Source organism: Streptomyces sp. YKOK-I1 (assembly GCF_054660435.1).
In genome coordinates, this window is record NZ_BAAGDR010000001.1 from 7,460,765 (window position 1) to 7,485,150 (window position 24,386).

The following is a 24,386-nucleotide window of genomic DNA, read 5'->3' on the forward strand; positions in this document are numbered from 1 at the left end:
GGCCGTCGGTGCGTTGCGGATCGCCGTGGCGCCGCCCCTGCGGGTCGCGCTCGGGGCGGCTCCGCGCCGTCCGCGCACTTCACCCCGCCATGGGCCCCGCCGTCCCGGACAGGGCGTCCAGATCGCTCTTGCGGACCTTGATCACGAACCAGGCCGTGATCAGGGCCAAGGAGGCTATCGCGGCGGCCGGGACGAAGGCGGTGGAGATGCCGTGGGCGAGGACCTCGTGTCCCCAGGGAGCGGGCAGCTGATGCGTCTTGGCGAACTCGGCCTTCTGCTCGGCCGTTCCGTCGGCGAGGAAGCCCGGCAGCTGCTTCTCCGCCTCGTCCTTGCTGGCCGAGCCGAAGACCGTGGTGAGGATGGCCAGCCCGAGCGAACCTCCCACCTGCTGGGTGGCATTGAGCAGTCCGGACGCGGCGCCGGCTTCGTGCGGGGCGACGCCGGAGACCGCGGTGACCGTCGCGGTCACGAAGTTCAGGCCCATACCGAAGCCGAACACCAGCATGGGGCCGAGCACTCCGCTCACGTAGGAGCTGTCGGGGCTGATGAACGTCAGCCAGGAGAGCCCGGTCACGACCAGCGTGGCCCCGGCCAGCATGAACGGCTTGGGACCCAGGGTGGGCAGGAAGCGCTGGGACAGACCCGCTCCGACCGCGATCGCGGCTGTGATGGGCAGGAAGGCGAGTCCGGCGCTGATCGGGCTGTAGCCGAGCACGTTCTGCACGAAGAGGACGATGTAGAAGAACATGCCGAACATCGCCGCGGCCAGGCTCAGCATGATCAGGTAGGTGCCGGACCGGTTGCGGTCGGCGAACATCTTCAGCGGAGTGATCGGCTCCTTGGCCCGCATCTCGGTGAGCACGAAGGCCAGCAGCAGGACCAGCGCGGCACCGAAGGCCGCGAGCGTCAGACCGTCCCGCCAGCCCTCCCCGGCGGCCCGGATGAACGCGTAGACCAGGGAGGCCATACCGGCCGTCGAGGTCACGGCGCCCGCGATGTCGAAGCGCCCCGGGTGCCGCTCCGACTCGTTGATGTAGAGCGGCGCGAGGGAGGCGATCAGCACGCCGATGGGCACGTTGACGAAGAGCACCCAGCGCCAGTCCAGCCACTCGGTGAGCATGCCGCCCGCGAGCAGGCCCATGGCTCCGCCGCCCGCGGAGACGGCGGCGAAGACACCGAAGGCCCGGTTGCGTTCCGGGCCTTCGGGAAACGTGGTGGTGATGAGCGCCAGCGCGGTGGGCGAGGCTATGGCGCCTCCCATCCCCTGGAGGGCTCGCGCCGCCAGCAACTGCCAGGGTTCCTGCGCCAGCCCGCCGAGCAGCGAGGCGAAGGTGAAGAGCAGGATCCCGGTCATGAAGACCCGGCGTCGGCCGAGGATGTCTCCTGCTCGGGCGCCGAGCAGGAGCAGACCGCCGAAGGTGAGTGTGTAGGCGCTGACGACCCAGGTGAGGTCGGTGGTGCTGAACTTGAGCGCGTCTTGAATGTGCGGGAGTGCGATGTTCACAATCGTCGCGTCGAGTACCACCATGAGTTGGCAGGCCGCGATGACGGTGAGCGCGATGCCGGGGTGCCCCTCCCGGCGGGCCGCACCCGGTTTCTGGTCCTGAATCAACTGAGAGGTTGTCACTATGGGTCCCCCACAACTGCCTTAGTGAACGCTGGCGTTCACTCTCGAGTCCACGGTAGTGAGTCCCCACTAGTGAACGCAAGCGTTCACTTTCGGGGTGCCCGTCGGCACGTCCCCCGTTGTCGCCGCGGCCGCACCCCGCACCGCTTTCGAACTCCCCGCCCCCTCTGCTCGCCTGGAGACACTCGGATGGTTACTTCGCGCTGGACGGCCGCACCCGCCCGTACGGCTTCCCCTCGCCGGCGTGGCGCCGTGCTCGAACGCGCGATTCTCGATGCCGCGCTGGAGCAACTCGGCACCGTCGGCTGGAACGGCCTCACGATGGAGGGGGTCGCCGCCGGGGCCCAGACCGGAAAGGCGGCCGTCTACCGTCGCTGGCCGTCCAAGGAGGACCTCGTCGCGGACGCGCTGAGCGCCGAGCTGCCCCGGCTGGATGCGGCGCCCGACCTCGGGAGTGTGCGCGAGGACCTGGTGGCGCTGTGCCGGACGGCACGGGACGCGATGTTCTCGCGACCGGGATTCGCGCTGCGTGCGATCATTCACGAATGCGATCCGGTGCAGTCGGAACGGTTTCGCGGACTGATTCTCCAAGGGGTCGTGGAGCCGGCCGTCGGGATGCTGCACGAGGTCATCACCCGGGGGATCGAGCGGGGTGAGGTGGGGGCGGAGGCTGCGAACGGCTATGTCTTCGATGCCATTCCGGCCATGATGATGTACCGATCCAAGGTGTGCGGAAGTGAATGGAGCGATCAGGAACTCGAAGAGATGATCGACCGGCTCATGCTTCCGCTGCTGCGTCCGGACGCCTCCTGAGCGCGGTGTGGACGGGTCTGTCGAGGGCGGGCGGGCGGTCGTGGTGAACCGGGGTGTCGCGAGAGGATCTCGGCGGCGTACGCTAAGGGCGCCATGCCGTACGAACCACCCACCCACACCGTCGAGCGCTCCCTCCGCGCAACGACCGGAGCGAAGGTCATTGCCGGTGTCGACGAGGTGGGCCGCGGAGCCTGGGCCGGCCCCGTCACCGTCTGCGCGGCGGTCACCGGACTGCGTCGCCCGCCCGCTGGTCTCACCGACTCCAAGCTGCTCACCCTCAAACGGCGCACCGAGCTGGCCGAGGTGCTGCGGACCTGGGTGACCTCCTACGCCCTGGGGCACGCCTCCCCGGAGGAGATCGACGACCTGGGGATGACGGCGGCGCTGCGGCTCGCGGCCGGGCGGGCGCTGGAGGAGCTGCCGGTCCGGCCCGACGCGGTGATCCTCGACGGCAAGCACGACTACCTCGGAGCCCCGTGGCGGGTCCGCACGGTCATCAAGGGCGACCGTTCGTGCGTGGCGGTCGCGGCGGCCTCGGTGATCGCCAAGGTTCAGCGCGACAAAATGATGGCCGAACTGGGTGTCGAGCATGCACACTTCGGTTTTGCGGACAATGCCGGGTATCCGTCGCCCGTGCACAAGGCCGCACTGGAGGAGCGGGGCCCCACCCCGTACCACCGGTTGTCGTGGGCGTATCTTGATGCGCTGCCCCAGTGGCGGCACCTCAAGAAGGCCCGCAGCTGGGCGGACGGAAGCGTTCCGGAGATCGAGGGTCAGCTCGGCTTCGACTTCTGACGATTCCGCTCGCACTGATGTGCCACCCACTGGCGCGAGCCGCACCAACGTTTGATAAAAATCAGCCCATGCCTCTCATTCCCGAGGAGCCTCAGATTCACGAGAGTGCCCAGGGTCCCCGCGCCACTCCGGCCAGTGGCCGTACCGCGCCGACCCCTCGACCCGTACCCGGCCCCCGTCCCGCGGCTCCGTCGCGTCCCGGTCGTCCCGGCCCCCTCCGGCCCGCGCCGCCGGTGCAGCGCACCCCGCGTGACGCCGCCCCCAAGCCCGGGCCCTCGGCCCCGGCCACTCCCACGCCCGTTTCGGCGACTCCGCAGATCCAGTTGATCCCGGCCTCGGCCCAGGGTGCGCTGGACGCCGCCGAGGAGGCCGTGGACCTGCTCCTGGACTCGGGGCGCGCCCCAGGTGACGTACTGGTGATCACCACCGGTGAACAGCACCCCTGGGCCGTCCATGAACTGTCCTTCGGCGAGGCGTCTTATTGGGCGCAGCACGACGCCGGGGACGACGTCTTCTACGCCGACGGCGCCGCCGCGGGCCGTGCGGGCGTGCGGCCCGTCGTCGTGGTGGCCGTCAACGGTGGCACGGAGTCCGCTGCGGCGGCTCTGCCGACGGCTCGCACCCGGGCCGGATCGCTGCTGATCGTCTGCGGAGACCCGCAGCAGATCAACGCGGTGCTCGGCGCCGGAGTCTGAGCCGAACCGGGTGGACCAGGAGGCGCCGGGGCCGGGCAGGCCTCGCTGCCGCGGCACCTCCACGGTGTGCTTTCGCGTGCGCGGACGACGTGAGTCTCGGCGCGCGCTTCGGCATGCCCGGATCCAGCCGCCGTACGACCGCAGCCCGGCGGTGGCCACGGTGGACGCCGGGGCCTGGGTCCTGTCGGCGCACAGGGCTCTGACCCGAGTACGTCCAGTGCGCGAGTCAGGGCCCGGCACGCCGAGAGCGCGCACCTGACACTGCGGGGCCGCCCTTCGGGTGACGGCGGGAAGGTGACCACAGAGCCCAGGTCGGCAGACGCCTCGCCCCGCGGGCTTGGGGTCCGCCAGGCCCAGCGGGTCACCCGGTGGCAGGGGGCGCGCTGGGGCGGGCTGCTCAGCGGCCGGATGCCGTCACGCCCGGGACCGAGCAGCGCCCCGTGCGAAGCCCGCCGAGATGAGTCCGGACGCCGTCCGGGGCGTCGTACCCCCTGATCCGCTCAGCGGGCGGCCGCGCGGCGCAGAACCTCCGACATGGCGCCACCGGTGCGCGGCAGCGGAGGCGGTGCCTCGGAGAGGCCGAAGGGCTCCGGGGCGGAGTCCGTGTTGGGGCGGCGGCCGCCCCGCCCTTCCCCGAGCACCTGCCAGCCGTCCCGGGTCAGCGTGATGTACGCCCCGCAGCGCAGCCCGTGCAGGGTGCAGGCGTCACGCAGGCCCCACATCCACGCCCCGTCCTCTTCCGTCCACCGCGCGTCGCCTTCGCGGCAGTACAGCAGCACCGCGGTCCGCACCGGCGTACGCCGTCGCAGGTCGTGCGGGATGACCCGGCGCAGCTGGGCCAGCAGCGCGTTACGGAACATCCAGCCGTCGGCAGGCGCCTGACGCCGGGTGAACGACGCGCTGGCGCACACCCGTTCGTCGGGATCGAGCACGGCCACGATCGCGGTGGCCAGCCCGGGCCGGTGCCGCGAGTGCAGCCCGCTGACCACTTCGCGCGGGTTGCGCAGCAAAGGGATGCCGGCCGCGGACCACTCCGCGGGCTCGAGCAAACGATGGGCGGAAGCGGCGGACGTGGACGACGACAACGATGCTGCCGAGGACGGAGCGAATCCGAGGGTCACGATCCTCCCTTCGGCTACGGCCCACACTGCGGGCGGGTCGGATTGGGGGGAGCGCACGCCGCAGCAGAGCCCTACCGGACTACGGGCCAGCCGTGCGGGGAGCGGACCTCAATTCTTCCTGTCGAACTTGGATGCGGCAACGAGCAATTGGGGCCACAGACCGTTATAGGGCAGTGTGTGTCTTATATCCCTACCCAGTGATTCATGGCCGGACGCGTGGGACGGCTGCACATGCCCCTTCCGCACCCGGTGCGTGATCAACCTTGTACAGCCAGCACCAGAGGCAGCACTTCCTGAGCGCCCGAGCGCCGCACCATGCGTGCCGCGACCGCCAGGGTCCACCCGGTCTCGGTGAAGTCGTCCACCAGCAGGACCGGTCCCGGGGTCTCGGCCAGCGCCGAAGCGAGTGCGGGCGGGACCTCCAGCAGACCGTGGAGTGCCTTGAGGCGTTGGGCGCTGTTGCTGCGCGGGACCGGTGCCGCGTCGGCCGCGTACTCCACCGATCCCAGCAGGGGCAGCCGCCCCACCTCGGCGATCCGCGCCCCCAGCGACTGGATCAGCCGCGGCCGGGTGCGGGAGGCGACGGTGACCACGCCGACCGGACGCGCAACGGCGTCGGAGGCTCCCGAAGCCCAACCGCCGGGCCCTTTCGCCCAGTCGGCCAGTACGCCCACGACGGCCTTGGCCACGTCGTCCGGTACCGGACCGTCAGATGCCTGCGGGGCCAGCAGCGGACGGAGCCGGTTGCCCCAGCCGATGTCCGAGAGCCGCCCCAGAGCGCGTCCTGACTGCGCCTGTTCTCCGGCCGGAATGCGCCCCTTGAGATCCATGCCGATCGACGGAAGGCCGGTCGGCCACATCCGGCGCGGCTCGACCTCGACCCCCGCACGCCCCAGATCCACGCGCGCGGCGTCCAGTGCGGCCGTGGACGTCTCCGCGGCGTAGCGAGCCCCCGCGCAGTTGTCGCACCGTCCGCACGGCTTGGCGCCCTCGTCGTCGAGCTGACGCTGGAGGAACTCCATCCGGCAGTCGGCCGTCGACGCGTAACCGCGCATCGCCTCCTGCTCCGCCTTGCGCTGGCGCGCGACCCACGCGTACCGCTCGGTCTCGTACGTCCACGGCCGGCCGGTCGCGCTCCAGCCGCCCTTGACCCGCTTCACCGCGCCGTCCACGTCCAGCACCTTGAGCATGGTCTCCAGCCGGGAGCGGCGCAGCTCGACGAGCGGCTCCAGCGCGGGCAGCGACAGCGGCCGCTCCGCGCGCGCGAGGACGTCCAGTGTGCGGCGCACCAGTTCCTCGGACGGGAAGGCCAGCGACGCGAAGTACTCCCAGATCGCCTCGTCCTCCTTGCCCGGCAGCAGGAGCACCTCGGCGTGCTCGACGCCACGGCCGGCGCGGCCCACCTGCTGGTAGTACGCGATGGGGGAGGAGGGCGAGCCGAGGTGCACGACGAAGCCCAGGTCGGGCTTGTCGAAGCCCATGCCGAGCGCGGACGTGGCGACCAGCGCCTTGACCTTGTTGGCCAGTAGGTCCTCCTCGGCCTGCTGCCGGTCGGCGTTCTCCGTCCGGCCCGTGTACGAGGCGACGACGTGCCCGCGCTGCCGCAGGAAGGCGGTGACCTCCTCGGCGGCGGCAACGGTGAGCGTGTAGATGATTCCCGAGCCCGGCAGTTCGTCGAGATGGTCGGCGAGCCAGGCCATCCGGTGGGCGGCGTCGGGGAGCCGCAGCACGCTCAGGCTGAGGCTCTCCCGGTCCAGCGGGCCGCGCAGCACCAGGGCGTCCGACGAGCCGCCCGTTCCCAGCTGTTCGGCGACGTCGGCCGTCACGCGCGCGTTGGCCGTCGCGGTCGTCGCGAGCACCGGCACCCCGGGCGGGAGATCGCCGAGCATCGTCCGCAGCCGGCGGTAGTCCGGCCGGAAGTCGTGCCCCCAGTCGGAGATGCAGTGCGCCTCGTCCACCACGAGCAGGCCGGTCGCGGCCGCCAGCGCGGGCAGCACCTGGTCGCGGAAGTCCGGGTTGTTGAGCCGCTCCGGGCTGACCAGCAGGACGTCGACCTCGCCCGAGGCGATCTCGGCCTGGACGGTGTCCCACTCCTCCGTGTTCGAGGAGTTGATGGTCCGAGCGTGGATACCCGCCCTGGCCGCGGCCTCGACCTGGTTGCGCATCAGGGCGAGCAGCGGCGAGACGATCACGGTGGGACCGGAGCCGCGGGCGCGCAGCAGGGAGGTCGCCACGAAGTAGACCGCGGACTTGCCCCATCCCGTCCGCTGTACGACCAGGGCCCGCCGTCGGTCGGCGACCAGCGCCTCGATGGCTCGCCACTGGTCCTCGCGCAGCCTGGCCGTGCCCGTGGCGCCGCCGACGAGGCGGGCGAGAACGGCGTCGGCGTCGGCCCGGAGATCCGCGTTGCTCGTGTGCTCCATGCCTCCCATACAACAGGACGGCTCTGACAGACCGGGTCCGAGCGGCGCCCGGAACTCCCGATTGATGTGTCCCTGATAGGAGTTATCCACAGGTCGAAGCGGAGGATCGCAATCCGCGAGATCGTCGGCGCATGACGAACCACAGCGAAACGACCGGCTCCTTCGAGAACGGTGACATTTCCGGACGCGACGGGCTCGACGGGCTGGTGTCCCACGACGGTCGAACCACGCACGGCGCGACTTCTTCCCCCGGCGACGCCCCAGGCCGCGGCGACACGGCTGCGTACGGTGGCGCGTCCGCCGACGGGGGCGAGCAGCCGTACGACGACGGTGAGCCCCCGTACAACGGCCCCCTGGCGTACATCAGCCACACCCCCTACGACGCGAGCGCTCCCTACACCGGTGAGTCCGCCGCCCATCACGTCACCCTGCGCACCCCGGGCGAACTCGCCGACGCCCTGCCCTACCTGCTCGGATACCGTCCGGAAGACAGCATCGTGCTGGTTGCCCTCGGCGACCGGGCCGGCCGGGGCCGGTTCGGCGGCCGGGCCAGGCTCGGCATCCCCGCCCACCCGGGCGACTGGCCCGCCGCCGCCCGGCAACTTGCGGAGGGCCTGGTGAAGGGAGGCGAACGGCGTGGCGCCCGCCCGGCGCAGATGGTCGCCTACCTCTGCCAGGACCCGGCGAAGGGCGAGACGGGCCGCGAGGTCATGAAGCGGCTGGACCCCCTGGCCGACGCCCTGCGGGTCGCGTGCGGGAAGCTCGACGCCCCGGTCATCGAGGCGCTCTGCATCTCCGACGGCCGGTTCTGGTCCTACTGCTGCCCCCATGAGGGCTGCTGTCCCGTCGAGGGGACCTCCATGGGCCTGCCCGGCACCTCCGTGCTGGCCGCGGCCGCGACGTACGCCGGAATCCAGGTCCGGGGCACCCTGCGCGAGCTGCGCGCCCGGCTGCAGCCCCTGGAGACGGGCGTCGCGCTGGAACAGGAGGTTGCCCTGGACACGGCGAACATCGCGCTGGTCACGAGGATGCTCGACGACACGAACCGCGCGGTGGTCGCCGGAGAGACGATCGAACGGGCCGGACAGCTCATCAGGCGCTTCGCCGCGGCACCCGTCGTCCTGGGCAACGCCGAAGCGGACCGCAGGGACGACGAACTGCTCGGCTGCGACGAGGCCGCCGCGCTGATTCTCGGCCTCCAGGACCGGGTGACACGCGACCGCGCGGCGGAATGGATGGAGGGTGACGAGGCGCCGCCCGCCCTTCGCCTGTGGCGGGCACTGGCCCGCCGCTGCGTCGGTCCCTTCGGCGAACACGCCGCGGCACCGCTCACCCTCGCCGGCTGGGTCGCCTGGTCCGGCGGCGACGAGCTCGAGGCCCGCGAGGCCCTCGCCATGGCCCTGGGCGCGGACCCCGACTACCTCTTCGCCCGTCTGCTCCACCAGGCCTGCAACGAGGGACTCGACCCGGAATCCGTACGCCGCTGTCTGCGCTCGGAGCGCGAGGGGCGTCAGACCCGTGCATCGCGAGCACGCGAGGCGGACGGCCCGGCCGCAGCCGGGGGCGAGAAGGGCGTCGCGGAGACCGCGCGGACACGGCGCGGGCCGGGCGCGAACGCCGGCCGTCCCCGTACGCCCTCGGCGCGTCCTGCCCCCGCCGGCAGGGGTGGCTCCCGCCCCCGCGCCACCGGGAAGCCTTCCGCTCGGCGCCGAGGAGCCTGCCCCGAAGGCGCGCGGGCCGACGGGGACGACACCAGGGGCGAGGGGTGAAGGGGTGTGGCGGCGTTGACGGCGGTGGCCCCTCCGGTCCTCCCGCCGGTGCGCCCGAGCTCACCGCCGGTCGGTGGGGTCGGCTCGCCAAGGCCGTGACCTGGGAGAGTTCCGCCCCGTTCACCTGAGTGGCGGTAGACCCCGCACCAGCAGGCACCGCCATCGCGCACCCGCATCGCCGGAGTTCCTCTCCGGCCACGCCCCTGTCCGAGGCGCTCAGAGAGCAGAGGAAGCCACCTCATGCACCAGCCGACTCCGCCCTCCACCGCTCGACACGCCTCGCCTGATCCTCGGGCGGAGGACACCGCGGGCGCCTTCACCGGCCAGAGCCAGAACACCCCTGGGAGGTCCACCGGAATGCCGGCCGTCCCGCCCGTCGGAGAGCTGCCGTCCACCCACGCCGCGATGATCTGCGTCGCCCTGCCTGGCCTCGCCGTCTCCCCCGAACAGGGTCAGCTGACCGGTCGCGGACTGGAGGGCTTCTACCGGGCCGGCAGACGCGTCCTGTCGCGCTGCCAGGTCCGGGTGGCGGGCCGCGAACCGCTCGGGGTGCAGGCGCGGATGACCTCGGCCGACCGGGCGCACTTCACGGCCACGGTGCGCGTCGCACCGCACGGCGGTCCCGATCCGGACGTCGTCGTCGAGCGGAGCCGCTGCGCGGACGGCACGGAACTGATCACACTGCGCAGCGCCGCCACACGGCCCCTGCGCCTGCCGGTCGAGGTGGCGCTGGGCACGGACCTCGCCGACATCGGGGCGATCGCGGCCGGCGCCGTGGGCCCGGAACTCCCCGCTCATGTCCGCGACTCCGGGTTGTGCTGGTCGTCCCCGGCAGGCACCTCGAGCGTCACCGCCGACCCGCCACCGGCCGACGCGATCGCCGCCGCGGGACTGCTCCGCTGGGAATTCGACCTGCCGCCCGGCGGCAGCGTCCGCGTGGTGCTGAAAGTCCGCCCGGAAGCCGCGGGCCCGGTCCGGGCCGTCGGCCGTGCGGTCACGAGCCCCCTGTCACCCGCCCGTGCGACAGGGGACGACCCACGCCTCGCGGCGCTCATGGCCACGAGCGTCGAGGATCTCCAGGCCCTGCTGGTGCGCGACCCCGCCCACCCCGCGGACACGCATCTCGCGGCGGGGGCGCCATGGCGCTGCGGTCTGGCCCCGGCCGAGGCGCTCGCCGCAGCCCGTATGACCCTGCCGCTCGGGACCCGCCTCGCCGCAGGCACGCTGCGTACCCTCGCCCGCACCCAGATCGCACAGCAGGGGCCACGCCACGGCATGATCCCCGGTCCGCGCCGGGACGCGGGCGCTCATCTGCCGCCGAGCTGCACCGGCATCGAGGCCACCCTGCTCTTCCCGGTGCTCCTCGCCGAGGCCCGTCGCTGGGGGCTGCCCGAACAGGAGACGGAGGAACTGCTGCCGACCGCCGAGCGCTGCCTGACCTGGCTGCGCACCGCGGTGGGGGAGGGGACGTATCTGCGCGACCCCCAGCCCGGCGGGCCCGTCCGCTGCGAGACCCAGGCGCATGCCCATCGGGCGGCCCTGCTCGGTGCCGACCTGCTCGACGGCTGCGGCAGGGCGAGCGCCGAGGCCGGCCGGCTACGGGAGTGGGCGCGCAGACTGCGGGCCGTCTTCCGGCGGGACTTCTGGCTCGACGACCGGGCCGGCGGCAGACCCCCGGCGGCGCTCACCCCGGACGGGCGACCGGTGCCCCGGCTGGGTGCCACGGCGGTCCACCTCCTCGACACCGGTCTGCTCGGAGGCGGTGTCATGGCACCCGGACTGCTCGACAAGGTGCAGACCGAAAGCCTGGCCCGGCTGTTCGGCAGCCCCGCGCTGGACTCGGGCTGGGGGCTGCGGGGCATGAGCGCGAAAGAAGCGGGCCACAACCCGTTCGGCCACCGCAGCGGTGCCGTACGGGTCCACGAGACGGCGATCGCCGTGGCCGGGCTGGCCGCCGCCGGCTACGAGAAGGAGGCCGGCGGGCTGCTGGGCGGGGTACTGGCGGCGGCCGAGGCCTTCGGGTACCGCCTCCCGGAGATGTATGCCGGAGAGCAGCGCACCGAAGGGAGCCTCCCCGTGCCCCACCCGGCCGCGTGCCGCCCGGCCGCCGTTTCGGCCGCCGCCGGGATCCTGTTGCTGACCGCCGTGGTGGGCATCCGGCCCGACGCGCCAGCCGGGACGATCACCTTGCGCCCTCAGCGCGGCGCGCCCCTGGGCGAGATCGGCCTGACCGGCCTGCGGGTCGCGGGCGCACCCTTCTCCGTACGGGTCAGCCGGCTCGGTCTCGCCATGGTCGAGGAAGCGGCTGGAGGACTGCGATTGGGAGCGTGACCTCGGATGACGAGGAACGGGACAGGACCTGGGAGCGGCCGGTGACCGTGACGCCGTACCGAAGTGGATCAGTCATCGAAGCGTCCGGCGAAGGGTGTGTTTATCGTCAGGAAGACGACTATGATCGCCGCATGCCCTACGACCCGTCAGCCTTTCCGCCCTTTGCCGTCACAGTGGACCTGGTCGTACTGACCGTGCGCCGCCATGCCCTGTGCGCACTGGCGGTGCGCCGCGGAGAGGCGCCGTTCCAGGGCAGATGGGCGCTCCCGGGCGGCTTCGTGCGGGCCGACGAGGACCTCACCCAGGCGGCGGCGCGGGAGCTGGCGGAGGAGACCGGGCTACTGGCCCACGACCCCGACGTCCCGGCCCAGGACAACGGCGCCCACCTGGAACAGCTCGCCACCTACGGCGACCCCGAGCGGGACCCCAGGATGCGTGTCGTCAGCGTCGCCCACCTCGCGCTCGCCCCCGACCTGCCCGCCCCGCGGGCCGGCGGTGACGCGAGCAACGCGCGCTGGGCACCGGTCGAGGAACTGCTGCAGCAGGGTGGTTACGGCCGTGACGGCGAACCCGTCGCGCCCCTCGCCTTCGACCACGCCCGGATCCTCGCGGACGGAGTGGAGCGCGCCCGCTCCAAGATCGAGTACTCCTCGCTGGCGACTGCGTTCTGCCCCACCGAGTTCACGGTCGGCGAGCTGCGCCGGGTCTACGAAGCGGTCTGGGGTGTGGCCCTCGATCCACGCAACTTCCACCGCAAGGTCACCGGCACCCCCGGCTTCCTGGTCCCCACCGGCGGCACCACCACACGCCAGGGCGGCCGCCCCGCCCAGCTCTTCCGCGCCGGGGGCGCGACGCTGCTCAACCCGCCGATGCTCCGCCCCGAAGTGTGACGCCGGGCCGCCGTAACTGCTCACTCGCCCACGGGAGTCGGTGCCAGGGCTGAGGAGAGGCGGACCGGACGCGTCCACACGCCCCGCCCCGTCGGCCATGCTGTGTCCGGAAAAACCGTATATGGCGCGCTATCTTCCTAAAGGTGATCCAGGCCTTCGGATTGACCAGTGACTCCCGCAAGGAGCTTCCAGCCGCCGTCGACGACGTCTCCTTCGAGGCAGGTGCGGGCCGCGTCACCGTGCTGCTCGGAGCGCCGGGCGCGGGCAAAAGCACGGCGCTCAGACTCATGCTCGAACTCCAACAGGGGCGGGGTCTCACCTACTTCAGAGGCCGCCCCCTGCACCGCATCGCCCACCCCTCCCGCGAGGTCGGAGTGCTGCTCGGCGATGTGCCGGGGCACCCCGCGCGTACCGTCCGCGGTCATCTGCGGATGCTCTGCGCGGCCGCCGGGGTTCCCGTCCGCCGCGCCGACGAAGTACTGGAGGTGGTCGGCCTGATCAGCCTGCGGGACGAGCGCCTCGGCACCCTGTCCCGCGGCATGGACCGGCGGCTGGGGCTCGCCTGCGCCCTCCTCGCGGACCCGCACACCCTCGTGCTCGACGAACCGGCCGAGGGGCTTTCCGGTCGCGAAGACCGTTGGCTGCACGGCATGGTGCGTGCGCACGCGGCGCACGGCGGCACGGTGCTGATGACCACGGCCGACCCCAAGGAGGCCGTTCGCACGGCCGACCGGGTCGTCACCCTCGAACAGGGCAGACTCGTCGCCGACCAGGACGTCGCCGACTTCGCCCGCACCCGACTGCGCCCCCGAGTGGCCGTCCGCAGCCCGCACGCCGCCCGTCTGGCCGCCCTGCTCACCAAGGAGGCGCGCACCGGGCATCGCTCCGTCGAGGTCGTCCAGGAGGACGGCAACCGGCTCTGTGTGTACGGCAGTACCTGCGCCGAGGTCGGTGAGGCGGCCTTCCGGCACGGCATCCTCGTCCATCAACTCGCCGACGAGACAGGGGACATGGGTCCGGGCGCCGTTCCCGAGCCGCGCCCCTCTGGCTCGGAGGACGGCGACCCGGAGGGTGCCCCGCTTTCCGGGCTTTCCGGTGACGTGGACGACGTATCGGAGTCCGAGGTGAAGCGCGCGCCCGCCGACCCGGCCTCAGTCTCGGGCGACGTCACGGCTCCCGAACTCGCCGCCAGGCCCGAGCTGCTGCCTCTGCCGCTGGCGGTCGCCGAGCAACTGGCCTTCCCCGAGCCGACCGCCGACCGCGACGGAGACGGATCCCGGTCGCCGAAGAAGTCCGGCCGCACCCTGCGAGGCAGACGCCAGGCCCGCTCCGGCTCCCGGACGTCACGCTTCGCCACCATGCCGGGGAATCCCGACTCCGTGTCGGCCCTGCCGCCCCCGATCTCCGTCCGCTCCGCCCCCAGCCCCCTGCGCCCCCTGCGCTACGAACTCCGCCGTGCCGCCGGGATCGGCACCGGCTTCCTGACCGGCGCCGCCGTACTCCTCTCCTCCGCCCTCATCGCCGTACTCCTGGCGCGTGCGGGACACACGTCGCAGGCGCGGCTGCTCGCCGCGTGGCCCGTGGAACTGCCGCTGCCGCCGGCGGCGCTCGGCGCGGGGCTGCTCGGTGCGCTCGCCTTCGGGGACGAGTTCCGCCACCCCGCCCTGGCCGCCGATCGCGGCACGGTGCCCCGCAGGCTCGGGCTGCTCAGCGCCAAGCTCCTCGTCGCTGGGCTCACCGCGCTGATGCTGGCCTTCCTCACCGTGGGCTGCGACGCCGAGATGCTCTATCTCTTCTACGGCCGGGAGCTCGCGAAGGTTCCGGCGGAGTGGGCTTCGCTGAGCGCGAGTTGGCTCGCCCTCGTGGTCGGCTGTGCCTGGGCCGGCGTCCTCGCGGCCGGTGTCTTCCGCTCGACGACGGCCGGACTCGCCGCGGTGCTGGCCGTACCGGTCGCCGTGGTGCCCGTCGCACAGAGGGCCGCCGAGCACGCATCCGTGCGGACCGCGGCCGGCTTCTCCCTGCGGTTGCGCGAGGTGCTGCTCGTCCAGTGGCCGTTCGGCGGAGAGCGCTATCTGTTCGCCGCGCTGCGCGTGATCGCCCAACCCGTCGGCGGGGCAATGGCGTTGTCGCTGGGCGCACTGCTGGGCGCGTATGTGCTGGTGAACCTGCGGAGCAGGGTCCGATGACGACTGTTGTGCACTCATCCTGTCCTGGCGTGTGCACAACTACCCGGAGAACGCCCGTTTCTTTCCGATAAGGCGTCAATTACGACGGGGTGAGCGATCACCCTTTCGTGTGCTTTTCACCAAAGACCTCAAGGGAGTTGGAGGCGACGCCGACAAAGGATGCGTGAGTACCCTTGCGCACACCATGATGACCGCCGCCCGCTCCGCCGACTCCGGTCTGGCCGGCCCGGGCGAACTCGACCGCTACCCCTACGCCGACGCTCCTGTGGCCGACCGCGTGGGAACCCCCGTCTGGGAGGGCGCGGACCCCGAGCTGGGCCGCGTGGGCCGGCGCACCGCGGGCAGCCGCGGACGCGGGCTGCACGGCCAACTCGTCCAGCAGCTCGGCCAGATGATCGTCTCGGGTGACCTCGGCGCCGACCGTCCGCTGGTGCCCGAGGAGATCGGCCAGCGCTTCGAGGTGTCCCGTACCGTCGTCCGTGAGTCGCTGCGCGTGCTGGAGGCCAAGGGCCTGGTCAGCGCCCGGCCGAACGTCGGTACGCGCGTGCGTCCCGTCAGCGACTGGAACCTGCTCGACCCGGACATCATCGAGTGGCGGGCCTTCGGACCGCAGCGTGACGACCAGCGGCGCGAGCTGAGCGAGCTGCGCTGGACGATCGAGCCGCTCGCCGCCCGTCTCGCCGCGGGACACGGGCGGGACGACGTCCAGCAGCGCCTGGGTGACATGGTCGAGATCATGGGACACGCGATGGGCCAGGGTGACGCGCTCACGTACTCCCGGGCCGACACCGAGTTCCACACGTTGCTGATCCAGGTCGCCGGCAACCGCATGCTGGAGCATCTCTCGGGGATCGTCTCGGCCGCCCTGCAGGTGTCCGGAGGTCCGGTCACGGGCTGTGACCGGCCGACCGAGGCGTCCCTGGCGCACCACGCCAGGATCGTCGACGCCCTCGCCGCGGCCGACGGCGGTGCGGCCGAGGCGGCCATGCGCCAGCTGCTCACCGTGCACCCCGAGGTGGAGCGCGTCGTGCCGGCGCCGCGCGAGCACTGACGGCCCGCCGCGGGAAGCGCGACCGGGGATGTCGTCCCCCCCTTTCCGCCCTCCTCGACCGGGCTCCCCGCCCTCGGTGTCGGACCCCGCAGAACCCCGCTCAGGGGCCGCGGGGTCCGACGGTGTGACACGGACCGGGGTGGATCGCGGCAACCTGGGTACGTACTACGGGTGACCACCTCTGCCCGTGTCTGGCCGTTTTTGAGCGCTTACGCGGTGTGACTCGGGCCACGAAGATTGGGCGTAACGCTTGTGGAAACAACGCGATGACCTAAGAGGTGACAGCCGAGGAGGGAATACGGACGCCGTTCAAGGCGCTGTGCATCTTCCCGGCCCCCCGCCCGCACCGTCGGTCCACCCCCAAGGCCGGTGGTCGGCTCCTGTCCGCCGTGGACGGGGCCGGAAGCCGTTTTCCAACGTTCCGAGAGGTTGTTCGTGTCGGCCAGCACATCCCGTACGCTCCCGCCGGAGATCGCCGAGTCCGTCTCTGTCATGGCGCTCATTGAGCGGGGAAAGGCTGAGGGGCAGATCGCCGGCGACGATGTGCGTCGGGCCTTCGAAGCTGACCAGATTCCGGCCACTCAGTGGAAGAACGTACTGCGCAGCCTCAACCAGATCCTCGAGGAAGAGGGTGTGACGCTGATGGTCAGTGCCGCGGAGCCCAAGCGCACACGAAAGAGCGTCGCAGCGAAGAGTCCGGCCAAGCGCACCGCCACCAAGACGGTCGCGGCGAAGACGGTGACCACGAGGAAGGCCACCGCCACCACCACGGCTGCCCCGGCCGCACCCGCTGTGGACGACCCCGCAGAGGAAGCCGCCCCCGCCAGGAAGGCGGCTGCCAAGAAGGCCGCACCCGCCAAGAAGGCGGTGGCCGCCAAGAAGACCGTGGCCACCAAGAAGACGGCGGCCGCGAAGAAGACCACCGCCAAGAAGGACGACGCCGAGCTGATCGAGGACGAGGTCCTCGAGGACGCCCCCAAGGCCGGCGACGAGCCCGAGGGCGCCGAGAGCGCCGGCTTCGTGCTCTCCGACGAGGACGAGGACGACGCGCCCGCCCAGCAGGTCGCGGCCGCCGGTGCCACCGCCGACCCGGTCAAGGACTACCTCAAGCAGATCGGCAAGGTCCCGCTGCTCAACGCCGAGCAGGAGGTCGAGCTCGCCAAGCGCATCGAGGCCGGTCTGTTCGCCGAGGACAAGCTGGCCAACGCCGACAAGCTCGCCCCCAAGCTCAAGCGCGAGCTGGAGATCATCGCCGAGGACGGCCGCCGCGCCAAGAACCACCTCCTGGAGGCCAACCTCCGCCTCGTGGTCTCGCTGGCCAAGCGTTACACCGGCCGCGGCATGCTCTTCCTGGACCTGATCCAGGAGGGCAACCTCGGTCTGATCCGCGCGGTCGAGAAGTTCGACTACACCAAGGGCTACAAGTTCTCCACGTACGCCACCTGGTGGATCCGTCAGGCGATCACCCGCGCCATGGCCGACCAGGCCCGCACCATCCGTATCCCGGTGCACATGGTCGAGGTCATCAACAAGCTCGCGCGCGTGCAGCGCCAGATGCTCCAGGACCTGGGTCGCGAGCCCACCCCGGAGGAGCTGGCCAAGGAACTCGACATGACCCCGGAGAAGGTCATCGAGGTCCAGAAGTACGGCCGTGAGCCCATCTCGCTGCACACCCCGCTCGGTGAGGACGGTGACAGCGAGTTCGGTGACCTCATCGAGGACTCCGAGGCCGTCGTCCCGGCCGACGCCGTCAGCTTCACGCTCCTCCAGGAGCAGCTGCACTCGGTCCTCGACACCCTGTCCGAGCGCGAGGCGGGCGTCGTCTCGATGCGCTTCGGTCTCACCGACGGTCAGCCGAAGACCCTCGACGAGATCGGCAAGGTGTACGGCGTGACGCGCGAGCGCATCCGTCAGATCGAGTCCAAGACCATGTCGAAGCTGCGCCACCCGTCGCGTTCGCAGGTTCTGCGCGACTACCTCGACTAGGCCGGATCGGTCGCACGGCCCAAGTCGTGTCCGTTCGTCGCCGGAGGCCCGGCTCCCCTCGGGGAGCCGGGCCTTCCGTCTGGGCGGGGGCCTTCGGGGCGGGCGCGCGGTCGCGGGGTGTCGCGTGCTGGATCACTCTGGGTGTTCATCGATCACTTCGGAGTGAGGAGTGTGCATGCGTCGTCGCTTTGTCCGGGCGCTGGCCCGGCCATTGGCACTGGCGGCCACCGCGGTGGCCATACCGTTGCTGTCCGCCGCCCCCGCGGCCTCCGACGTCGTCCTCGGCGGATATCCCGTCGAAGCCGCCCAGAGCCCGTGGACGGTCGCGCTGTCCAGCCGTGACCGGTTCGGACGTATGCGGTCGGGACAGTTCTGCGGAGGTGTCGTGATGGACCCCACGACGGTGCTCACCGCGGCCCACTGCATGACCGAGGACGTCCTGGGGGCGCCGCCGGACCGGGCCCGCGATCTGAAGGTCATCACGGGTCGTACGGATCTCTACACGGACGAGGGGCGGGAGATCGCCGTCCGGGAGACCTGGGTGAACCCGGCCTACGACAGCGGCAGCAACGCCGGCGACTTCGCCGTGCTCACCCTCGCCGAGCCCCTGCCCAGGACGTCGGCCATCGGTCTGGCGGGACCGGGCGACGCGGCGTACCGGCCCGGGACGGAGGCCGTGATCACCGGCTGGGGCGACACCACGGGGTTCGGGGCCTATCCGCGCCGGCTGCGGGCCACGCACGTCCATGTGCTGGCCGACGCGGTCTGTGAGCGGGCGTACCCGGGCTCGGCCGACGGCAAGTACCTCTCGGCGAGCATGGTGTGCGCCGGGGACGAGCGGGGCGGGCGGGACGCCTGCCAGGGGGACAGCGGCGGGCCGCTGGTCGCACAGGGCCGGCTGATCGGGCTCGTGTCGTGGGGCAGCGGCTGTGGGAGGCCGGAAAGTCCGGGGGTCTACACCCGCGTCTCCGAGATCGTCCGGGCGCTGGGCCGGGGCAGGGCCCCACACGGGGCTGGGGCGGCCAAGGCCCCCCGAGGGGCCGGAAAGGCCCCCTGACGACGCCTGAGCGGTTCTCCTCGCCGCTGTGGGCGACGCCGCGCCGCCCGGGAAGCGCGGGGCGGACCCAGGAAGCCACGAGAGCGGGCGGCGGCCCCTGTTGCCAGGGGCCGCCGCCCGTGTACCGGCCTGTGCCGATGGTGGCTCGTCGTGGACGCGTCGGATCAGCGCTCTTCGTCGGAGGCGGATGCGGGAACGGTCGTCAGCCGCTCCGTCTCGTCCTGTATTTCAGCGGCGATCTTCTTGAGTTCCGGCTCGAACTTGCGGCCGTGGTGGGCGCAGAAGAGCAGTTCTCCGCCGCTGAGCAGGACCACGCGCACGTACGCCTGGGCGCCGCAGCGGTCGCAGCGGTCAGCGGCCGTCAGCGGGCTCGCGGGGGTCAGAACAGTAGTCACGTCGCCTCTTCTCTAGCTCGACGAGCTGTCGTACCAGGGTCAACATCCAACCAGCCCCAAAACGTTCCCGCTCGTGGCTTCTCCTCGAAAAAAATCTTCGAGGCGGCCGTCTGCTGCCGGTTTGGCGGCGAATGTGCCGTATTGCGTCTCGGTGGTGCTTACGGTTTCGCGCTGTCGGTCATGGTCTCGATCCTCCCCGGCTGGATTGCCGGTTTGTTCATGAGGACGTGCCCGGAGCCTAAATGGTTCATGCCTCGAAGGGAACGTGATATGTACTTCACTCCAACGAGGGATCGAACACGCATGCGACCCTGGACTAGTCTGAGTTCAGACTGAGGGTGGCGTGACAACGGCTCTACCAGGCCTCGGTACCCTCTTGGCGGCGAACGAAGCCGCGCCCTTACCCAGAAGGGCCCCACCTGAAATTCAGCGAGGAGCGAACCGCGTGACCGCCGAAACGTCCGTGCCGTCCACTGCGCTGCTGGCAGGAGCAGACCGGGACGGTTCCAACTACACCGCGCGGCACCTGCTCGTCCTCGAGGGCCTCGAGGCCGTGCGGAAGCGCCCGGGCATGTACATCGGGTCCACCGACAGCCGTGGTCTGATGCACTGCCTGTGGGAGATCATCGACAACTCCGTGGACGAGGCCCTCGGGGGCTACTGCGACCACATCGAGGTGATCCTCCACGACGACGCCTCGGTCGAGGTGCGCGACAACGGCCGGGGCATCCCCGTCGACGTCGAGCCCAAGACCGGCCTCTCCGGCGTCGAGGTCGTCATGACCAAGCTGCACGCCGGCGGCAAGTTCGGCGGCGGCTCCTACGCCGCCTCCGGCGGTCTGCACGGCGTCGGCGCCTCCGTCGTCAACGCCCTCTCGGCCCGACTCGACGTGGAGGTGGACCGCGGCGGGCACACGCACGCGATCAGCTTCCGGCGCGGTGTGCCGGGCGCCTTCGCCGCGGACGGCCCCGACGCGAAGTTCGAGGCCCAGGGCGGCCTGCGCAAGGCCAAGAAGATCGCCAGGGCCCGCACCGGCACGCGCGTGCGGTACTGGGCCGACCGCCAGATCTTCCTCAAGGACGCCAAGCTCTCGCTGGAGAACCTCCACCAGCGTGCCCGGCAGACCGCGTTCCTGGTGCCCGGCCTGACCATCGTCGTCCGCGACGAGTACGGCCTCGGCGAGGGCGGCAGCAAGGGCGAGGAGTCCTTCCGCTTCGACGGCGGCATCAGCGAGTTCTGCGAGTACCTGGCCGCGGACAAGGCCGTTTGCGACGTCCTCCGCTTGACTGGACAGGGCACGTTCAGGGAGACCGTCCCGGTCCTGGACGAGCACGGGCAGATGACCCCCACACAGGTCACCCGCGAGCTCGAGGTGGATGTCGCGATGCGGTGGGGCACGGGGTACGACACGACCCTGAAGTCCTTCGTGAACATCATCGCCACCCCCAAGGGCGGTACACATGTCGCGGGCTTCGAGACGGCCGTCACCAGCACCATGAACGAGGTCCTGCGCACCAAGAAGATGCTGCGCGTCGCCGAGGACGACATCGTCAAGGACGACGCCCTGGAGGGCCTGACCGCGGTCGTCACCGTCCGCCTCGCCGAGCCGCAGTTCGAGGGCCAGACCAAGGAGGTCCTCGGCACCTCGGCGGCCCGGCGCATCGTGAACACCGTGATCTCCAAGGAGCTCAAGGCGTTCCTGACCTCCACCAAGCGCGACGCGGCGGCCCAGGCCCGCGTCGTCATGGAGAAGGCGGTCGCCGCCGCCCGGACCCGCATCGCGGCCCGTCAGCACAAGGACGCACAGCGCCGCAAGACGGCCCTGGAATCCTCCTCGCTGCCCGCCAAGCTCGCCGACTGCCGCAGCGACGACGTCGACCGCAGCGAGCTGTTCATCGTCGAGGGAGACTCCGCACTCGGTACCGCCAAGCTGGCCCGGAACTCCGAGTTCCAGGCGCTGCTGCCGATCCGGGGCAAGATCCTCAACGTCCAGAAGTCGTCGGTGACCGACATGCTGAAGAACGCCGAGTGCGGCGCGATCATCCAGGTCATAGGGGCGGGCTCCGGGCGCACCTTCGACATCGACGCGGCCCGCTACGGCAAGATCATCATGATGACGGACGCCGATGTGGACGGCTCCCACATCCGGACCCTGCTGCTGACGCTGTTCCATCGCTACATGCGGCCCATGGTCGAGGCCGGCCGGGTGTTCGCCGCGGTGCCGCCGCTGCACCGCATCGAGCTCGTCCAGCCCAAGCGGGGCCAGGACAAGTACGTGTACACCTACTCCGACCGTGAGCTGCGCGACAAGCTCATGGAGTTCCAGAGCAAGGGCGTCCGGTACAAGGACTCCATCCAGCGCTACAAGGGTCTCGGCGAGATGGACGCCGACCAGCTGGCCGAGACGACGATGGACCCGCGCCACCGCACCCTGCGCCGCATCAACCTCTCCGACCTGGAGGCGGCCGAGCAGGTGTTCGACCTGCTCATGGGCAATGACGTCGCCCCGCGCAAGGAGTTCATCTCCAGCTCGGCGGCGACCCTCGACCGGTCACGCATCGACGCGTAGCGGCCGAGTCCGGAGGGCTGGAAGATCATCACGATGGGGGTTGGATTCCGGGAGGAATCCAACCCCCATCGGCGTCCTTCCGGTCCGGCGCCGGCTCGGCCACCCGGCTCTCGCGCCGGGCCCTCCACCCGGGGGTGGACTTCCACCGCTGACGGGATCCACCCATGATCCACCCTGGCTCCGATCCGCCGACCTGCGTGAATCCGTAGCGTCGAAGGCGTCGGCAGCGCTCGCTGCCGGCATCCCTTTCTCGCTCACGGAGGCCGTGATGTCCGGGCTGATCGACGCACTGGTGATCCTGGCGGTTGCCGCGCTGGTGATCGTGCGCCAGTTCCGCGCGAGCCGCGTCGACACGGACCGGCGGTGGTGGCTCCTCCCGGCGGTCCTGGCCGTCGTGGCCCTGCGTGAGCCCCATCTGCTGGACGCCCAGCACTTCCTCGCATCGGCCCTGATCCTGGGTGCGGAACTGCTGGTCGGCCTGGCCACGGGAGCCGGCTGGGCCTGGACCACCCGCATCTGGGTGGAATCCGGCGGCGCGGTGTGGAGCAAGAGCACCAGAGCCAGCGTGGGCGTCTGGATCCTCGGCATAGGCCTGCGCGTGAGCCTGTTCGCCCTGGGCGCGCTGTGCGGCGTCCACCAGGACAGCTCGGCCCTGATGCTGGCGCTGGCGAGCACCCTGCTGGTCCGCTCCGGGATCCTGATCTGGCGCGCGCAGCGTCTGGACCGGGGCCCTGTGCACAGCTCGGCGTACGGTGAGCAGACGGTCCGGACCGCGGGGAAGGAGCGCGTGTGACGCAGAGCGCCTGGACGCGCTGGCCCTCTCGGGAGGCGCTGAGCCGACAGGGGACCACGCCTCCCCGGCGCCTGCTCGCCTGGGTGGTGCGGCTGCTGCTTCTCGGGATCCTCCTGTGGGGCGCCTTCCACAACAGCCGTGTGCACGGCTGGGTCGCGGTGGCCGGAGCCGCGGGAGTCCTCGTGACCGGCGGGCTGGCCTGGTGTTTCTGGCGGACCACGCTCCAGCACCGGTTCTGGCCGTCGTTGGCCGTGGTCCTCCTCCTGCTGGGGCTCGCCGTCGCGGCCCAGGCCGTGGGATTCCGGGAACCCGCCCTCGTCGTCTGGTGCGGTTGCTGTATCGCCGTGCTGGAGCGGATGCCCCTGGCGGCGGCACTGCCCGTCGCCTCGGTCGCACTCGCCTCGTACGCGGCGGTCAACAACGACGTCTGGCTGACCACGGCCGCGACGGTCGGCGGGATGGCTCTCGCGGGATACACCCTGCGTCTGGACGCCGAGGCCCGCGGCAACGCGCAGCGACTGCTCGCCCAGGAGCGTGCGGCGCGGGCCGCGGAGGCGGAGTCGGCCGCACTCGGCGAGCGGGCCCGGATCGCCCGGGAGATCCATGACGTGCTGGCCCACAGCCTCTCGGCACAGCTGGTGCATCTGGAAGCCGCCCGGCTGCTGATCGAGAGAGGCGCGGACCGCGAGCAGATCCTCGAACGGGTGGTCGCGGCCCGGGGGATGGCTCGCGACGGCCTCGACGAGACCCGGCACGCGCTGTCCGCGCTGCGCGGTGATCTGACGCCGCTCGAGGACTTCCTGACCGACCTGGTCCGGGCGGCCGACGGTGCCGAGGTCACCGTTGCGGGTGATCACAGGGCACTGCCGGCCGAGGCGTCGCAGGCCGTGCGCAGAGTCGCCCAGGAGGCCCTGACGAACGTCCGGAAGCATGCTCCGGGGGCCAAGGTCAGGGTGCGGCTGGAGTACGAACCCCATGAAGTGATCCTGGACGTGCGGGACTCGGGAGGCTCGCCGGGTGAACTCGCCGCGGCCGGCGGCGGGTACGGTCTGCTGGGGATGCGTGAGCGCGCCGAGCTGCTGGGCGGGTCGCTCGAGGCCGGGCCGGACGAGGAAGGGTTCGTCGTGACGCTGAGAGTGCCGGTATGACGGAGACGGCGGAGGCGGCGGAGCGGAAGCCGGCCAGGGTGGTGGTCGCGGACGATCAGACGGTCGTCCGGGAGGGCATCGTGATGCTGCTCGGGCTGCTGCCCGGAGTCGAGGTGGTGGGGGCCGCAGGAGACGGCGACGAGGCCGTGCGGCTCGTCGCCGAACTCGCCCCGGACGTGGTGCTGATGGATCTGCGGATGCCGCGCTGCGACGGGGTGGAGGCGACCCGGCGGATCCGGGCCGAGCATCCCGGGACGCAGGTCGTTGTGCTCACGACGTACGCGGACGACGAGTCCCTGTTCCCGGCCCTGCAGGCGGGGGCGCGGGGATATCTCACCAAGGACGCCGGCGGGGACGAGATCGTGCGGGCCGTGCACAGTGTGTTGTCCGGGGACGCGGGGCTGTCGCCGAGCGTGCAGCGGCGGCTGCTGGAGAGGCTGTCGGCACCCGAGCCGGAGCCGGTCGCGCCCGCCGTCGCACCGGACGGGCTCACCACGCGGGAGACGGAGGTGCTGACACTGATCGCCGAGGGCCTCGGCAACCAGGAGATCGCCCGTCGGCTCCAGGTGTCCACGGCGACGGTGAAGACCCACATCAACAACATGTTCACCAAGACGGGGCTCAAGGACCGTGCGCAGGCGGTGCGTTACGCGTACGCAAAGGGGCTGGTCCGGCCACCGACGGCATGAGGGGACTTTCGTCACCTGATGGGGTGAAGCAGGGGGGGAAGGAGAGCC

The 24,386-nt window shown here is 71.5% G+C and carries 18 protein-coding genes; 14 read left to right on the plus strand and 4 right to left on the minus strand.

Translation table 11 applies throughout. The annotated features are described in order from the left end of the window. Positions 1 to 79 precede the first annotated feature (79 nt). A complete protein-coding gene (locus ACYQ8Q_RS33300; RefSeq protein ID WP_460070263.1) occupies positions 80 to 1,627 on the minus strand; it encodes an MFS transporter in 1,548 nt (515 codons plus the stop codon). 189 nt (positions 1,628 to 1,816) lie between these two features. Here ACYQ8Q_RS33300 and ACYQ8Q_RS33305 point away from each other — a divergent pair, with 189 nt between their 5' ends. From ACYQ8Q_RS33305 to ACYQ8Q_RS33315, 3 genes are all read left to right on the plus strand, one after another. Continuing rightward, entirely contained in the window at positions 1,817 to 2,440 is a 624-nt protein-coding gene (locus ACYQ8Q_RS33305; RefSeq protein ID WP_460070264.1) for a TetR/AcrR family transcriptional regulator, read from the plus strand. 93 nt (positions 2,441 to 2,533) lie between these two features. Continuing rightward, positions 2,534 to 3,235 (plus strand): ribonuclease HII, encoded by a 702-nt coding sequence (locus tag ACYQ8Q_RS33310; RefSeq protein WP_460070265.1) that lies wholly within the window; start codon positions 2,534 to 2,536, stop codon positions 3,233 to 3,235. 68 nt (positions 3,236 to 3,303) lie between these two features. Beyond that, entirely contained in the window at positions 3,304 to 3,930 is a 627-nt protein-coding gene (locus ACYQ8Q_RS33315; protein WP_460070267.1) for a hypothetical protein, read from the plus strand. A 500-nt stretch (positions 3,931 to 4,430) separates the two neighbouring features. Here the strand turns inward: ACYQ8Q_RS33315 and ACYQ8Q_RS33320 are convergent, their stop codons facing one another. Together ACYQ8Q_RS33320 and ACYQ8Q_RS33325 are read right to left on the minus strand one after the other, a co-directional pair. Then, a complete protein-coding gene (locus tag ACYQ8Q_RS33320) occupies positions 4,431 to 5,051 on the minus strand; it encodes a hypothetical protein (RefSeq protein WP_460070269.1) in 621 nt (206 codons plus the stop codon). A gap of 257 nt (positions 5,052 to 5,308) precedes the next feature. Further along, positions 5,309 to 7,474 carry a RecQ family ATP-dependent DNA helicase gene (locus tag ACYQ8Q_RS33325; RefSeq protein ID WP_460070271.1) on the minus strand — a complete coding sequence of 722 codons (2,166 nt, stop codon included), beginning with the start codon at positions 7,472 to 7,474 and terminating at the stop codon, positions 5,309 to 5,311. Positions 7,475 to 7,605: 131 nt separating this feature from the next. On the opposite strand from ACYQ8Q_RS33325, the gene ACYQ8Q_RS33330 reads away from it, so the two are divergent. The 7 genes from ACYQ8Q_RS33330 (at position 7,606) to ACYQ8Q_RS33360 (ending at position 18,744) form a co-directional block, all read left to right on the plus strand. Beyond that, a complete protein-coding gene (locus ACYQ8Q_RS33330) occupies positions 7,606 to 9,243 on the plus strand; it encodes a DUF4192 domain-containing protein (protein ID WP_460070273.1) in 1,638 nt (545 codons plus the stop codon). A 405-nt stretch (positions 9,244 to 9,648) separates the two neighbouring features. Next, complete coding sequence (locus ACYQ8Q_RS33335; protein WP_460073601.1) at positions 9,649 to 11,574, plus strand: glycogen debranching N-terminal domain-containing protein; 1,926 nt, start codon at positions 9,649 to 9,651, stop codon at positions 11,572 to 11,574. A gap of 131 nt (positions 11,575 to 11,705) precedes the next feature. Further along, the gene (locus ACYQ8Q_RS33340; RefSeq protein ID WP_460070276.1) at positions 11,706 to 12,464 is read left to right on the plus strand and encodes an NUDIX hydrolase; all 759 of its coding nucleotides are present in this window, start codon (positions 11,706 to 11,708) and stop codon (positions 12,462 to 12,464) included. Positions 12,465 to 12,607: 143 nt separating this feature from the next. Continuing rightward, positions 12,608 to 14,650, plus strand: coding sequence for an ABC transporter ATP-binding protein (locus tag ACYQ8Q_RS33345; RefSeq protein ID WP_460070278.1), 2,043 nt, complete (start codon positions 12,608 to 12,610; stop codon positions 14,648 to 14,650). 163 nt (positions 14,651 to 14,813) lie between these two features. Then, positions 14,814 to 15,701, plus strand: coding sequence for a FadR/GntR family transcriptional regulator (locus ACYQ8Q_RS33350; RefSeq protein WP_460070280.1), 888 nt, complete (start codon positions 14,814 to 14,816; stop codon positions 15,699 to 15,701). 435 nt (positions 15,702 to 16,136) lie between these two features. Continuing rightward, positions 16,137 to 17,687 carry an RNA polymerase sigma factor gene (locus tag ACYQ8Q_RS33355; protein ID WP_460070282.1) on the plus strand — a complete coding sequence of 517 codons (1,551 nt, stop codon included), beginning with the start codon at positions 16,137 to 16,139 and terminating at the stop codon, positions 17,685 to 17,687. A gap of 175 nt (positions 17,688 to 17,862) precedes the next feature. Further along, complete coding sequence (locus tag ACYQ8Q_RS33360; protein ID WP_460070284.1) at positions 17,863 to 18,744, plus strand: serine protease; 882 nt, start codon at positions 17,863 to 17,865, stop codon at positions 18,742 to 18,744. A 164-nt stretch (positions 18,745 to 18,908) separates the two neighbouring features. Here ACYQ8Q_RS33360 and ACYQ8Q_RS33365 read toward each other — a convergent pair whose 3' ends face one another. After that, positions 18,909 to 19,139 carry a DUF7455 domain-containing protein gene (locus ACYQ8Q_RS33365; RefSeq protein ID WP_067247462.1) on the minus strand — a complete coding sequence of 77 codons (231 nt, stop codon included), beginning with the start codon at positions 19,137 to 19,139 and terminating at the stop codon, positions 18,909 to 18,911. A 445-nt stretch (positions 19,140 to 19,584) separates the two neighbouring features. Between ACYQ8Q_RS33365 and ACYQ8Q_RS33370 the strand changes: the two genes are divergently transcribed. The 4 genes from ACYQ8Q_RS33370 (at position 19,585) to ACYQ8Q_RS33385 (ending at position 24,338) form a co-directional block, all read left to right on the plus strand. Further along, complete coding sequence (locus ACYQ8Q_RS33370) at positions 19,585 to 21,708, plus strand: DNA gyrase/topoisomerase IV subunit B (protein ID WP_460070286.1); 2,124 nt, start codon at positions 19,585 to 19,587, stop codon at positions 21,706 to 21,708. Between the two features lie 268 nt (positions 21,709 to 21,976). Continuing rightward, complete coding sequence (locus ACYQ8Q_RS33375; protein ID WP_460070288.1) at positions 21,977 to 22,501, plus strand: DUF1453 domain-containing protein; 525 nt, start codon at positions 21,977 to 21,979, stop codon at positions 22,499 to 22,501. Then, a complete protein-coding gene (locus ACYQ8Q_RS33380; protein WP_460070290.1) occupies positions 22,498 to 23,649 on the plus strand; it encodes a sensor histidine kinase in 1,152 nt (383 codons plus the stop codon). The genes ACYQ8Q_RS33375 and ACYQ8Q_RS33380 overlap by 4 nt, the downstream gene beginning before the upstream one ends. Beyond that, entirely contained in the window at positions 23,646 to 24,338 is a 693-nt protein-coding gene (locus tag ACYQ8Q_RS33385; RefSeq protein WP_460070292.1) for a response regulator transcription factor, read from the plus strand. Before ACYQ8Q_RS33380 ends, ACYQ8Q_RS33385 begins: the two co-directional genes overlap by 4 nt. The last annotated feature ends 48 nt before the right edge of the window (positions 24,339 to 24,386 follow it).

Bases quoted from the DNA above. Each gene is read 5' to 3' on its own strand.
- ACYQ8Q_RS33385 (WP_460070292.1), top strand. From the start codon at position 23,646: ATGACGGAGACGGCGGAGGCGGCGGAGCGGAAGCCGGCCAGGGTGGTG.
- ACYQ8Q_RS33375 (WP_460070288.1), top strand. From the start codon at position 21,977: ATGTCCGGGCTGATCGACGCACTGGTGATCCTGGCGGTTGCCGCGCTG.
- ACYQ8Q_RS33310 (WP_460070265.1), top strand. From the start codon at position 2,534: ATGCCGTACGAACCACCCACCCACACCGTCGAGCGCTCCCTCCGCGCA.
- ACYQ8Q_RS33315 (WP_460070267.1), top strand. From the start codon at position 3,304: ATGCCTCTCATTCCCGAGGAGCCTCAGATTCACGAGAGTGCCCAGGGT.
- ACYQ8Q_RS33335 (WP_460073601.1), top strand. From the start codon at position 9,649: ATGATCTGCGTCGCCCTGCCTGGCCTCGCCGTCTCCCCCGAACAGGGT.
- ACYQ8Q_RS33360 (WP_460070284.1), top strand. From the start codon at position 17,863: ATGCGTCGTCGCTTTGTCCGGGCGCTGGCCCGGCCATTGGCACTGGCG.
- ACYQ8Q_RS33305 (WP_460070264.1), top strand. From the start codon at position 1,817: ATGGTTACTTCGCGCTGGACGGCCGCACCCGCCCGTACGGCTTCCCCT.
- ACYQ8Q_RS33340 (WP_460070276.1), top strand. From the start codon at position 11,706: ATGCCCTACGACCCGTCAGCCTTTCCGCCCTTTGCCGTCACAGTGGAC.
- ACYQ8Q_RS33325 (WP_460070271.1), bottom strand. From the start codon at position 7,474: ATGGAGCACACGAGCAACGCGGATCTCCGGGCCGACGCCGACGCCGTT.
- ACYQ8Q_RS33330 (WP_460070273.1), top strand. From the start codon at position 7,606: ATGACGAACCACAGCGAAACGACCGGCTCCTTCGAGAACGGTGACATT.